General features: G+C 64.8%; 12 protein-coding genes. 11 read left to right on the top strand and 1 reads right to left on the bottom strand.

Features of this window, described 5'->3' with window-relative positions; genetic code table 11:
- On the bottom strand, positions 1-1,941 hold the full coding sequence (locus FSB78_RS10470) for a DEAD/DEAH box helicase family protein (RefSeq protein ID WP_199743163.1): 1,941 nt from the start codon (positions 1,939-1,941) through the stop codon (positions 1-3).
- A 299-nt stretch (positions 1,942-2,240) separates the two neighbouring features.
- Here FSB78_RS10470 and FSB78_RS10465 point away from each other — a divergent pair, with 299 nt between their 5' ends.
- The 11 genes from FSB78_RS10465 to FSB78_RS10415 all read left to right on the top strand — a co-directional run bounded on the left by FSB78_RS10465 (position 2,241) and on the right by FSB78_RS10415 (position 12,316).
- Positions 2,241-2,696, top strand: coding sequence for a hypothetical protein (locus tag FSB78_RS10465; RefSeq protein WP_147082481.1), 456 nt, complete (start codon positions 2,241-2,243; stop codon positions 2,694-2,696).
- A gap of 273 nt (positions 2,697-2,969) precedes the next feature.
- The gene (locus FSB78_RS10460; protein ID WP_147082480.1) at positions 2,970-3,515 is read left to right on the top strand and encodes a hypothetical protein; all 546 of its coding nucleotides are present in this window, start codon (positions 2,970-2,972) and stop codon (positions 3,513-3,515) included.
- Positions 3,516-3,715: 200 nt separating this feature from the next.
- Positions 3,716-4,762 carry a hypothetical protein gene (locus FSB78_RS10455; protein ID WP_147082478.1) on the top strand — a complete coding sequence of 349 codons (1,047 nt, stop codon included), beginning with the start codon at positions 3,716-3,718 and terminating at the stop codon, positions 4,760-4,762.
- Positions 4,763-5,546: 784 nt separating this feature from the next.
- Positions 5,547-5,858, top strand: coding sequence for a hypothetical protein (locus tag FSB78_RS10450; RefSeq protein WP_147082476.1), 312 nt, complete (start codon positions 5,547-5,549; stop codon positions 5,856-5,858).
- Between the two features lie 50 nt (positions 5,859-5,908).
- Positions 5,909-6,232 (top strand): hypothetical protein, encoded by a 324-nt coding sequence (locus tag FSB78_RS10445; protein WP_147082474.1) that lies wholly within the window; start codon positions 5,909-5,911, stop codon positions 6,230-6,232.
- A gap of 531 nt (positions 6,233-6,763) precedes the next feature.
- The gene (locus FSB78_RS10440; RefSeq protein ID WP_147082472.1) at positions 6,764-7,552 is read left to right on the top strand and encodes an ABC transporter permease; all 789 of its coding nucleotides are present in this window, start codon (positions 6,764-6,766) and stop codon (positions 7,550-7,552) included.
- A 2-nt stretch (positions 7,553-7,554) separates the two neighbouring features.
- Positions 7,555-8,361 carry an ABC transporter ATP-binding protein gene (locus FSB78_RS10435; RefSeq protein WP_147082470.1) on the top strand — a complete coding sequence of 269 codons (807 nt, stop codon included), beginning with the start codon at positions 7,555-7,557 and terminating at the stop codon, positions 8,359-8,361.
- Positions 8,358-8,960 (top strand): cysteine dioxygenase family protein, encoded by a 603-nt coding sequence (locus FSB78_RS10430; RefSeq protein WP_147082468.1) that lies wholly within the window; start codon positions 8,358-8,360, stop codon positions 8,958-8,960. Before FSB78_RS10435 ends, FSB78_RS10430 begins: the two co-directional genes overlap by 4 nt.
- On the top strand, positions 8,957-10,180 hold the full coding sequence (locus FSB78_RS10425; RefSeq protein WP_147082466.1) for a rhodanese-like domain-containing protein: 1,224 nt from the start codon (positions 8,957-8,959) through the stop codon (positions 10,178-10,180). Before FSB78_RS10430 ends, FSB78_RS10425 begins: the two co-directional genes overlap by 4 nt.
- A gap of 22 nt (positions 10,181-10,202) precedes the next feature.
- Complete coding sequence (locus FSB78_RS10420; protein WP_147082464.1) at positions 10,203-11,291, top strand: LLM class flavin-dependent oxidoreductase; 1,089 nt, start codon at positions 10,203-10,205, stop codon at positions 11,289-11,291.
- Entirely contained in the window at positions 11,291-12,316 is a 1,026-nt protein-coding gene (locus FSB78_RS10415; RefSeq protein WP_147082462.1) for an ABC transporter substrate-binding protein, read from the top strand. The genes FSB78_RS10420 and FSB78_RS10415 overlap by 1 nt, the downstream gene beginning before the upstream one ends.
- Positions 12,317-12,380 lie beyond the last annotated feature (64 nt).

Genomic DNA, 12,380 nt, shown 5'->3' with positions numbered 1-12,380 from the left:
CTATTCCTCCCTCGTCACGGCGCTGAGCGCGCGGAACCAGTCCCGCCTGCCGATGTCAGCTGACGCCTCACCCCCAACGTCGTCATGACCCACATCGTCGGTGCGGATGAAGTCGACGACCAACGCCCGCTTTCCCGGATCGTTAGGATCGACCCGCAGGCAGCGACCTAGCCGCTGGACGGTCTCCAATTGGGCCTTCGCCGAGGCGAACAGGACGATTGCGCCGACCGAACGGATATCGATCCCCTCGGAGATGCGGTGGCACGTGATCAGACATGACAGCTCGCCACGCGCGAAGCGTCCGAGGTTCGCGCGGTCGTCGCCAGCATAGTAGGTGTGGTAGTCGATCCCGGCTCGCATCAGGGTGTCCTGGACCTCCAACCCATACTCCGCGGTCTCCACGAAGATCAGGCTGCGTTCCAGGATCTCCGGCCTCTCTGCTATCAGTGCGGCGAACGGCGGCAGCTTCTCGCGCGACAGTTTACGGATACGCGCGATCTCCTGATACAGGCTCTCGATGGGAGGCGCATCGGCCATCCGCGCCCGCGCGTGATAGCGCCGGATGGCCTGCCTCACCGCGTCCTTGTCGACGGCGGAGAACTCATACTCGAGCTCGAGATAATCGAACTCGCACAGAATGCCGCGTCGGATCGCCTTCTCCAATCCGAACTTGAAGATGGTCGGACCGATCTCCTCTTCGATGAACGTGTTTCCGTCAGCGTCGTATTCCCGTTCCGGTGTCGCGCTGAGACCGAGGCGCCAGCCGAAGGGCTTGATCTGCCCGGGTAGGTCGCGGACCATTGCCGGAGCCCCCATGCCATGGACCTCGTCGCAGACGATCAGACCGTTGGCGGTCAGCCGTTTCGCAAGACGAGGTAGGACCGCACCGAGATTCGTCCGGGAGGTGAGCAGCACGGAACCCTCAGCGTCGTTCAGATAGCCCTGCGCCTCGTGATACCGCTCGAAGGCCCGGTAGACCGGCCGTCCCTCCGCCGCGAGGACAGCATACCATTGGTCTAGCAGATCCGTGCCCGCCGCGGCTACGATCGCGGTCTTCGCCACGTTGCGCTCGAACAGTTCGTTCATGATGTTGACGGCCGTCCTGGTCTTGCCGGTGCCGGTGGCCATCTCCAGGACGCCGTTCCGCTCCTCGAGAAACCGCGCCAGTGCCTGCTTCTGATGGCGCCAGCGGCTATCCTGAGGCTTCGTCTTCTGTGCCTGGTACGGACGCGGCGTCCGATCGCGGAACTCGATGAGGTTGCGTCTGATCGCTTCCGGCATGTCGTAGATCCGGACGTTCGGGTCGGCATTCTCCCAGAGAAGCTCGAACCGTCGTGTCTCAGCGGCGACACGCTGCGCTTCGCGCTCATCCACCCACGAGTAAAAGGCGCTCACGGACTCGTAGTTGCGGAATGCATGGGCGCTGTCGTTTGGTGATCCGTGGAACGCCACGGCGTTGCCTGTTGCGTCCGAGAATATTCCGAACTTGTCGTGAAAGTCGCCGTCGAGCGCGTTGGCTGGCGTCGCGACCCTGAATTCTAGGATGCCGTCGGCGACCATCCACGCGATCGCGGCGAGCGTCTCCGTTTCCAGCGCTCCCTCCAATTCGTCCAGGCTTCGCTGCAGCGTGGCGCGGAGGGCTTCGTCCCGGATCGCATCGCTTCCCTCGGCGAGTGCGGCGACATCCCCCGGCTCGAGCTTCGGGCTGGCGATGATCCTGGCCTTGCCGCCGTTCTCTGCGAGACCCGCCAGGCCCGCGGCAGCCATCCGCATCCATCCGGACGTGAAGAAGCCCACGCCTCGGTCATATGTGACCGACCGGGCGAGGGCGGGGACGTAGAACAGCTCCATGACCTTATGGGTCGAGGTGTCGAACTTCGTTGAGGTCGAAAGCTCGCGGAGGGATCTCGCCTCCGGCGTGCTGTTGTTCTGCGTAGGCAAACTGCTCCCCTTGCATCGAGACTGCTACGTCTGCCGTCCCGACGCAACCGGCTTCTCTGCCGAGAAGTGTTAACGATCCGCGTCGTGCGCGACAGATAATGGCCCGCGATGATCCGAAGCGGAGGTTGAAGCGAACCTGTCTCCTTTGAATTGTCATTCTGCATGTCGAACCGGCTGTCGGTAAATTGAGGTAAAACGTGCCGCCGCTTCAGGGCCGGCACTAATTCCCGTTAACGGTTGGAAGGATAGGTTCTCGCATGGTGCGGAAAAGACCTGACTAAAGGTTCAAGGATAGACAGATGGATGATGAAACTGCCCAGCAGGTGATCGAACTCATTTCGTCGATGCTCCGGTGGGAGATGCGCAAGCGTGCGCTGAGTTGGGATTGCGACGTCCATTCGCTTTCCATTCGAAGCGGACAGCAGCTTGTCTGGGCTGCACAGCCCAGCGCCGGCGGGCCGGTCTGCGTTAGTCACGAACTGAAATGGTCTGACTGCTCGACCCTCGCAGATCTCACGGCTGCAGCCGAGCTTCTATGTGACACGGCGGAACAGATCGAGCGAGGGGCGGCAGAACGTACGGCATCCGCAGCGGTATGCACGGCGGCCATCAACGGACTCCTACCCTCGAGCGCCAACGCAAGCTTCCGAACTGACGCACTTCTGTTCCGAACGTGCAGGGTGCGCAGCGGATACGAGGCCGCGGCGAAGGTAGAGCTGCACTTCGAGGACGGCAGCACCGTGCAGCGGGGCTAGGTGACGTCAAGTAGTGCCCGTCGAGCGCTATGAGTTCTTAAAGTTCACGAGGGCATCCACGCGGCTCCGACCCATCTCGGGCAGGTGACCTCCATCACGTCACGACGCTTGATCACAGCTCGAGAGCTTCCGTCTGTCACCTTGCATCCTGCGTCATTCTTGCAGCCGGTCCGCACTAGCTGCCGGAGCTCCCGGCGCAGGGAGATAGTTGGCGGGTGGAGGTCCGCGATGTCGGAAAATCTCAGTTCGAAATCCAATAGATAGGAAGCTACAATGGAAGACACGAAGTTCCAGCACGCATTCGAAGTACTGTCTGTCCTGCTCAAATGGGAGATGAAGGACCGTCCGCTCGATTGGGATCATAGCGTCGAAACCCTGTCGCATAGCGGTGAAGGATGCGTCATCTGGCGCGCCAATCCCGCTGTAGGTGGCTCCGTCCGGATCGTTCGTGACTCACGATTTCTCGAGTGCGCCGGCGGTTATGAGTTGGCCGACATCGCGAAGGACCTTTGCGACACGGGCGAGCAGATCGTCGATCACAGCTTCGAACGTGCCGAGGGCGAGCGCGAGATGACCGCGACGGCGAAGACGCTTCTGCGTCGGAAAGTCGCTCGTGGCATTCGCCTAGCACGCGTCGAGTGCGCCCCGATCCCTGTGGACTATTACTACAACATCGGTACCGAAGTGACGTTCGAATACGAACTAGGGGGCGACAGCCAGCAGTACATGATCACGGCCGACTGCGTGGAGGACCTGAAAGATCGGTTCGAAAGGATGATCATCGAGCTACATTCGCAGTCATTCCGGATCGCGGCTTAGGGGGACATGGAAGTCGTGCGAACCGGTCGGGCAGTGACACCAGCGAAGCGCATCGTCGCGTAAGGTGGCGGGTGCGCGACAACATTTGCACCGCACTTCCACCATCCTCTTCGACGACTACGCGCCGCGTTGCGCTTCCACGCGCTACCTCGGCGACATTGAGATCGAAGACCGGAGCGATCCGGTTGAGGAGAAAAAGAATGTTTATGCAGAATGACATTACCGCCCCATCGAAGGCACCGCATTTTCGAAAGGCTCACATCGATTCCGTCAAAAGGGCAGACCAGCTGAATGCCGTCGTTAATGGTGCGAATGCCTCGCGTACCGGGATCAAGCGTTTGTCAGAATTCTCGATTGCGCCCGTGCGGGACGATGACGACTTCAAGTATTTTACCCAGATCCGCGCGAAACCCATATTCGGTTTTGGCGGCTGCGAATTTCGATCCGACGTGCCGGTACGCGACAGTCATGATCTAGACGTCGATGAGGTTGCGGAAAGGATACTCGAAGAAGCACGGATGTTTATGGGCCTCCGCGGTTTGGGAGGCGCCATGAAACGGATGCGCGGCATGATCGACGGCATCCTCGCGCCGGCGACGACGGGACTTTGTCCAATGCGCTTCGTCGCGCTCGGGTTAACGGTCGCGGACGGCCGGTTCGTCGTCGACGTCGAAACGCTAGGCCACGATCTCATGAGCGGAATCGAGCGCGTTCATCACCATGACTATGATGGCCTTCGGAAATGCCTCGAATCGCTCGTAGCGACCCATGTCATCAGGCAGGGGCTAAAGATCGCAGCAATGGCTTCACGCGCGATTGGTTGGATCGACGAGGCCGCGCTTCGAATTCTGGATGGGTCGGGCATGGAGCGCAGCGACGCCATCGCACGCCTCCGTAACGCGCGCTCACTGGAATTTGATTTCGGTGGGGACAAGGGGCTCGATCTGAATGCCGAACTTTTCTGGGAAGACGGCGTCATCAAAGGCTACGTGGGCTGCTTCGCGGAAGATTGGCGATTCTCGACGAACAGGCTCATCGCTCGCGCGAAGGATGTTCCCGAGACCGTATTGGCCGCGTGGGTCGGCCGTAGGTTCGGCGATCTGATGGAACATTCCTTCGTGCCGGCTGACGCAGTCGTCACCGGCGTCGACAGCACGGCGGAGGAATTGCTCTACGTCGACTTGGTGATCGGCACCCTGCTTGTCGATGAGCGCACCGGCGTACACCTTGATATGCGCATCAGCTGATCGGCGAACCGCACGCAGAGGCATCTCGGCGGCGAGCCAAGGCCGGAAGGACCGGGGGATTTTCGGCGTTCCGACGTGCCCGGAGCCTTCTAGCGATGCGAGGTTCCTCACCGGAGGAATCCGTCACCGAATATAACTGCGAAATCCAGTTCGAGCGCCCTCCGCTCGTCCCCCTCGATCGCGATGGCGACCTTCTCAGTAAATCTCGCGGCCACAGACCCTCCCTGTTCCAGGGTGTGGAAATCGCTGTGAGAGATCGGCCGCGCAACGCGCGTGACTTCAGCGCATGGCCGGAGGCCACGCTAGTTCCCATGCACAAGGGTTTCCACACCCTCCCGCCGGCCGGCGCCGGTAGGTCTGCGAAGGTGACTCAGGATGCCGCGGAGAGCAAGTGTCGGAGAGGACGGCCAGTGCCCCAGCTCGAGAAGGGAGGGAGCGGGTGTTGGAACCTCTGTGCAAGGTCCGCTAGTTGCGCCAAGCCCACGTCGACACTCGATCGAGCATCCCCCGACACCAAGGACATGGCCCTATTTCACGGCACCCGCCTCCCGTTGATAGCGGATCGGTCGGTACTGACAATCGCTACCCGCGCGCTTCGCACTCAATTCCGCATCCGATCCTCTCGAAGCCTCAGAAGGGCTCTCCGCTCGGCCGTGCCACGCTCATCCGCGGTGCAAGCGACGTCGACCTCCTCGTGCTCGGAGGCGTGTATAGGTACGATCCCGGTGGCGCACCTGCTTTGGCTGGGCAATACACCCCCTGGTACGGCTCGGTCGTCGTTGACGTGGGCGAGCTGCGCGAGGAGTGCGAAGGCATTCTCGAACGCCGTTACTACGCAGCGACCGTCGATACCTCGAAGCCCAAGTCCATCGGGCTGAGCGAGGGCTCGCTGGCACGCGACATTGACCTCGTGCCGGCGCACTGGTCGGAAAACGTCACATACCAGTCCACGCTGTGCCAACGCGACCGTGGCGTCTGCATCCTTGACCGTTCGGTGCCGAAGACGCTCATGAACCTGTCGTTCCTGCACATCGACCGGCTCGACGTGGGGGACCGTCCCACCTTCGGCGGCCTGAAGATGTCGATCGCCTGCTGAAGAACCTGAAGGCCGACAGCACCTGCGAAATCGGGCTCTCCAGCTATGACATGGCCGGCGTGATGTGGAACTGCGATGCCGCCATGCTGCGGTATCGGACGGGCCACGAGCTGTCGGTCCTGCTCGGCACCGACCAGTGGCTCGAATGGGTAGTCGCGGATCCAATGCACGCCGCCGGCTTGATGACACCTGATGGCATCCGGCACGTGCTCGACGAACCGAGCAAGTTCGCCGCGCTGGCCGTTTTGGCGAGCGAAGTGGCGGCGTTGCGGGCCACCGTCGCATCGGAATGGCTGCCGATGCTCAAGTCGCACACGACGAACTTCGCTGCGGACCGGCGGTCGCTGCTCGAAGATGTCCTGATATCAGGATGAGCCTGCTTTGCCGGTCGGCTTGCACATCGTGGCCGACCGGCACAGCTACTTTCAGTCGTTTGCAGCCCGTTTGGGCGGCGGCGCTGCAGACCGTTGAGATGGACAGATGTCTGACGGTGGCACTCTCGGAAGGTCCGGTGAGTGTCGGCTTTGGGTTATGCCTGCGGCGGTAATCGACCAGAGCCGGTCGTCCAGTTTCGCTCTAGTGAACGTCCGGTGCTGACGATACCTGCCGATCAGTTTGTGCGAAGCGGACCATCGGCAACGCGGTCGAACGACCCCATTGAGTTGCTACTCTCCGGACGCAAGCCGCCTTTCGTTCATCGCCTCGTAAAGGCGCATACTATACACTTTTCAGCCCTATAGACTTTCTATCAGTCAATTAAAACCGAAAGAAACCAGCTACATAATAGTGCCTATGAGCGACCTATGAGAGTCTCTCATAGGCGGGCAACAAACCTCTATTGAAAAGGTAGGGATTAACCGGGCAACTGATGGCGATCCGAACGGCGGGTCGCAGGAAGGGCGCTCATGGCATCGACGCAGTTTCCAAGCTGGCTTAAGCGATTGAAGCGTGCGCGCTGGGTGTCGCCGGTCATATTGATCCTGATATGGGAGGCGGCGTCGCGCAGCGGGCTGATCCCGGACCGCACGCTGGCCGCGCCGTCGCTGGTGATCGGAACCCTCTGGAGCATGCTCGTATCGGGCGAGCTGGCGGGCAATCTGCTCGTGTCGCTCGGTCGCGCCGCCTGCGGGCTGGCGATCGGCGTCAGCCTGGGCGTGGCGCTCGCGCTGATCGCCGGGCTGACGCGCGAGGGTGAGGCGGCGGTCGATTCGCCGGTACAAATGCTGCGGACGCTGCCCGCGCTGGCGCTGTCGCCGCTGTTCATCGTCTGGTTCGGGATCGGCGAGACCCCAAAGATCGCGCTGATAGCGTTCGCGACGCTGTTTCCCGTCTACCTCAACCTCTACAACGGCATCCGCGCGGTCGATGTCCGCCTGATCGACGCCGGGCGCAGCTTCGGGCTGAGCCGGCTGCAGATCGTCACCGAGATCGTCCTGCCGAGCGCACTGCCGCAGCTGCTGGTCGGCCTGCGCTACGCCTTCTCGGTCGCGGTGCTGATCCTGGTGGTGGCCGAACAGATCAACGCCTCGGCCGGGCTCGGCTTCCTGATCAACAACGCCCGCGATTTCATGCGCACCGACATCATCGTCGTGTGCCTGCTGGTCTATGCCGGGCTCGGCCTCGCCGCCGACCAGACCGTGCGCTTCATCGAGACCCGCGCGCTCGCCTGGCGTCCCAAACTGGTGGAGGGCTGATCATGACATTCCAGGTGATTTCGAAGTATCGCGCGGGGGAGGTGCCGGTGCCAGTGCCAGTGTCCCGGGTCCGTACAGCGCCGGTAGTCCGGCTGCACGGGTTCGATCGCCGGTTTGGCCAGACCAGCGTCATCGAGAACCTCGATCTGGAGATCGACGACGGCGAGTTCGTTGCGCTGCTCGGGCGCTCTGGTTCGGGCAAGACGACGCTGCTGCGCACGCTGGCAGGGCTCGACGATGCAGGCGACCAGGACGTGACGATCCCCAATGCCCGCGCGGTGGTGTTCCAGGACGCGCGGCTGCTGCCGTGGAAGCGGGTGTGGGCCAATGTGGGGCTGGGCCTGCGCGGCCCCGACGTCCGCGCCCGCGCCGAAGCGGCGCTGCACGAGGTCGGGCTCGGCCACCGGCTGGACGCGTGGCCGCTGACGCTGTCGGGTGGCGAGGCGCAGCGGGTCGCGCTGGCGCGTGCGCTGGTGCGTGCGCCGAAATTGCTGCTGCTCGACGAGCCGTTCGCGGCGCTGGACGCGCTGACGCGGATGCGGATGCATGGGCTGGTGATGGCGTTGTGGCGCGCGCATGGCCCTGCCGTCCTGCTCGTCACGCACGATGTCGACGAGGCGATGGCGCTCGCCGACCGCGTGCTGGTGCTCGATCATGGCCGCATCGTCGCCGAGGAGGTCATCACCGCCGAACGCGGCGAGCGTACGCAAGTGATCCGCCCGCTGCGCCGCAGGCTGCTCGCGGCGCTGGGGGTCGAGGCGGTCGAGGGCGCCTATGCCGACAGCATCGATTTCGGGGCCGCACGGTGAGCGCGCCCGCCAATACGGCACGGTTGCGCGACTTCGTCACGGGTTTCAGCAGCCTGCTCGCGCGCGTGACCGATGAGCGGCTGATCCTGGAAGAAGGCGGCGCGCTGCTGGAAAGACTGGTGGCGCACGACGACTGGCTGCCCGATGCCTATGCCGCGCCCGATCCGACCCGGTACCGCCAGTACCTGCTCCACTGCGACAGCCGCGAGCGCTTCTCGGTGGTGAGCTTCGTGTGGGGTCCGGGCCAGGCGACGCCGATCCACGATCACCGCGTCTGGGGTCTGGTCGGCGTGCTGCGCGGCGCCGAGACGTCCGAACCGTTCGCGCACGACGCTGGCGGCGCGGTCCGCAGCGCCGGGCCACCCGAGCTGTTGTCGGCGGGCAAGGTCGAGGCGGTCTCGCCCAGCATCGGCGACATTCACCGCGTCGCCAATGCGCACGCGGACGCGGTGTCGATCAGCATCCATGTCTACGGCGCCAATATCGGCGCGGTCGAGCGCGCGACCTACGGCGTCGACGGCACCGCGAAACGCTTCGTGTCGGGCTATGCCAACGCGACGCTGCCGAACCTCTGGGACCGATCGGGAGCGACCCAATGACGACACCGCAAGCCATCCGCCGCGCGCTGCTGCTGGGGGACGAGATCGCGCTGCTCGATGTCCGCCACGAAGCGGACTTCGCGACCGGTCATCCGCTGTTCGCGTCCAACCTGGCGCATGACCGGATCGCGGTCGAGGCGGAGGTCCGGTTGCCGCGCAACGATGTGGCGGTGGTCCTCTACGACGATGGCGAGGGTCTTGCCGCACCTGCCGCGGCCGCGCTCGCGGCGATCGGCTACACCCGGGTCTCGTTGCTCGACGGCGGGCTGAGGGGGTGGGCGGATGCCGGCTACGAGCTGTTCGAGGACGTCAATTCCTACTCGAAGGCGTTCGGCGAGCTGGTCGAGGCGCAGCGGCATACGCCGTCGCTGGCCGCCGAGGACGTCGCTGCGCTGATCGAGGAAAAGGCGGATATCGCGATCCTCGACGCCCGCCGGTTCGAGGAATACGCGACCATGAGCCTGCCCGGCGGCACCAGCGTGCCCGGCGCCGAGCTGGTGCTGCGCGCGCGCGACGTCGCGCCCGATCCGGACACGACGATTATCGTCAATTGTGCCGGCCGCACGCGGTCGATCATCGGCACGCAGTCGCTGATCAATGCCGGTGTTCCGAACAAGGTCGTCGCGCTGCGTAACGGCACGATTGGCTGGACGCTCGCCGGGCAGACGCTCGCGCATGGCAGCGCTAAGGTCGCGCCCGATGTCGCGAACGACACCGAAGCGCGAGCGAAGGCCCGCGCGGTCGCCTACCGCGCCGGAGTCAGGCGGATCACGCCGGACGATCTCGCCGCGCTGGTCGCCGACACGACGCGCACGCTCTACCGCTTCGATGTGCGGCGGCCGCAGGAGTATGCCGCGAGGCATATCCCCGGCTTCCGCTCCTATCCGGGTGGGCAGCTGGTCCAGGAAACCGACATGGCGGCCCCCGTCCGAGGTGCGCGCATCGTGCTCGCCGACGATATCGGTGCGCGTGCCGACATGACCGGGTCGTGGCTCGCGCAGATGGGCTGGGCGGTGTTCGTGCTCGACGGCGGTTTCGACAGCATACTCGAGACCGGCGCAGGACCGACCGTCCCGCCGCTCGATCCGGCGCATCGCTACAAGCGGCCGTACGAGGGCACCGACAACGCCGCGGCGGCGATGCAGGCCTATCTCGACTGGGAATACGGTCTGGTCGACCAGCTCGCGCGCGACGGCACGCACGGCTTCCGCGTCCTTTGAATTCCACCCGAGGAGACAGTTCATGCCCGTCAAGTTCATCGGCTATATCGGCTTCAACGACCGCTCCGAGATCCACGACAGTTCGAAGTCGCGCGCGCTCGACCGCGACTATGTCGAGGCTGCGGCGATCGCGCAGGAGAAGGGCGGCTTCGATCGTGTCCTGATCCCGTTCGGATCGGACAGCCCCGAGAGCCAGATCGTAGCTGCGCACGCCGCTGCCCGAACGACCACGCTCGGCTTCCTGATCGCGCATCGCCCCGGCTTTACCCAGCCGACGCTCGCCGCGCGGCAGCTGGCGACGCTCGACCAGTTGTCGGGCGGGCGCATCGCGGTCCACATCATCACCGGCGGCGCGGACAGCGAAATGGCGCGCGACGGCGATCGCTCGACCAAGGACGAGCGCTATGCCCGCACCGACGAGTATCTCGGGATCCTGAAGGCCGAATGGTCGTCAACGACGCCGTTCGACCATGACGGCCGGTTCTACAATGTCCGCCAGGCGTTCAGCCAGATCAAGCCGACCAACCTCCCGGTGTTCTTCGGTGGATCGTCGCCGGCCGCGATCGACGTCGCCGGGCGCCACGCCGATGTCTATGCGCTGTGGGGCGAAACCCAGGCGCAGGTGCGCGAGGCGGTCTCGACAATCCGCACCGCGGCGGCGAAATATGGCCGGCGGCCCGGCTTCTCGCTGTCGCTGCGCCCGGTGATCGCCGATACCGAGGAAGCGGCGTGGAAGAAGGCGGATCAGATCGTCGAGCGCGTCCGCGACCTGCGCAGCGCGGCGGGCGCACCGCTGACCGGCCACGCGCCGGTCAATGCCGGATCACAGCGGCTGCTAGACGCGGCGAACCAGGGTTATCGCATCGACAAGCGGCTTTGGACCGGCGTCGCTGCGCTCGGTGGTGCGGCGGGCAACTCGACCGGGCTGGTCGGCACCCCCGAACAGGTCGCCGACGCGATGCTCGATTACTACGACCTCGGCATCGACCATTTCCTGATTCGCGGGTTCGAGCCGCTGCAGGACGCGATCGACTATGGCCGCGACCTGTTGCCGCACGTCCATGCGCTGGTCGCGGCCCGGGATGCCGAACCGTTGCGGGCGGCGGGCTGATGGCCGATTACTGGGCAGAGACCGGCGGGGAGGCACCCGTCGTGCCGCCGCCAGCCGAGCCCCGGCGGCGTTGGTGGCCGCTGGCTGTGGTCGTGCTGCTGCTCGTGGCGGGACTCTGGGTCTGGCTCAACCGGACGGTGGCGCAGGGCGACGTGCTCCATGTCGGCAGCCAGCGCGGCGGGACCAAGGCCCTGATGCTGGCATCGGGTGCGCTCGACGGCGCGCCCTACCGCATCGAATGGTCCGAATTCCCGGCCGCGCAGACCTTGCTCGAAGCAATCGGTGCCGGGGCGGTCGATGTCGGCGTGGTTGGCGATGCGCCGTTCCAGTTCGCCTATCAGTCGGGTAGCTCGATCAAGGCTGTCGGAGCGCAGGCCGCGCGGGTGCGCCCCACCGGCGGGCTCGCGCTGCTGGTGCCGGCGAAGTCCGGGATCCGCACGGTGCAGGAACTGCGCGGCAGGTCGATCGCGACCACGCGCGGCTCCATCGGCCACTATCTCGTGCTGCGCGCGCTGGAGGCGAAGGGGCTGAAGGTCGCCGACGTGAAGCTGCTGTTCCTGTCGCCGGGGGACGCCAAGGCGGCGTTCGATTCGGGATCGATCGATGCCTGGTCGATCTGGTCGCCCTATACCGCCACCGCGTTTGCAGAGGGCGCGCGGTCGATCGCCGACGGTCGCGATTATCTGACCGGCTATGGCTTCGATGCGGCCAATGCGGACGCAGCTACCGCCAAGCGCACGGTCCTGGCCGACTATCTGCAACGCGAAGCGCGCGCGCAGGTCTGGGCGAAGACGCATCCGCAGGCGTTTGCCAAGGCGCTGGCCAAGGACACCGGGTTGCCGCTCGCGATCGCGCTGTCGCACGTCCTGCACCAGCCATCCGTGCGGGTGCCGATCGATGCCGCGCTGCGCGCCGAGGAACGCGAGGTCGTCGCACAGTTTCGCAACAGCGGCGTGCTCGCCGGCAACCGGCCGCTCGACGGCGCGTATCTGCAGCTCGATCCCGGGCCACCGCATGGCGACTGATTGCCGAATGCGGGCCTGACCCGCCGCGGTTTCGCGCCGCTTTACCCATACCATCCCGTGACAG

Origin of the sequence: Sphingomonas ginsenosidivorax, assembly GCF_007995065.1 — a bacterium.
GTDB lineage: Bacteria > Pseudomonadota > Alphaproteobacteria > Sphingomonadales > Sphingomonadaceae > Sphingomonas > Sphingomonas ginsenosidivorax.
Note: the sequence above shows the minus strand (reverse complement) of the source record. Positions and strands in the feature narration are given on the sequence as shown.

Coding starts and splice junctions, on each gene's coding strand:
- FSB78_RS10465 (WP_147082481.1), top strand. CDS start 2,241: ATGGATGATGAAACTGCCCAGCAGGTGATCGAACTCATTTCGTCGATG.
- FSB78_RS10460 (WP_147082480.1), top strand. CDS start 2,970: ATGGAAGACACGAAGTTCCAGCACGCATTCGAAGTACTGTCTGTCCTG.
- FSB78_RS10455 (WP_147082478.1), top strand. CDS start 3,716: ATGTTTATGCAGAATGACATTACCGCCCCATCGAAGGCACCGCATTTT.
- FSB78_RS10445 (WP_147082474.1), top strand. CDS start 5,909: ATGGCCGGCGTGATGTGGAACTGCGATGCCGCCATGCTGCGGTATCGG.
- FSB78_RS10440 (WP_147082472.1), top strand. CDS start 6,764: ATGGCATCGACGCAGTTTCCAAGCTGGCTTAAGCGATTGAAGCGTGCG.
- FSB78_RS10435 (WP_147082470.1), top strand. CDS start 7,555: ATGACATTCCAGGTGATTTCGAAGTATCGCGCGGGGGAGGTGCCGGTG.
- FSB78_RS10425 (WP_147082466.1), top strand. CDS start 8,957: ATGACGACACCGCAAGCCATCCGCCGCGCGCTGCTGCTGGGGGACGAG.
- FSB78_RS10420 (WP_147082464.1), top strand. CDS start 10,203: ATGCCCGTCAAGTTCATCGGCTATATCGGCTTCAACGACCGCTCCGAG.
- FSB78_RS10415 (WP_147082462.1), top strand. CDS start 11,291: ATGGCCGATTACTGGGCAGAGACCGGCGGGGAGGCACCCGTCGTGCCG.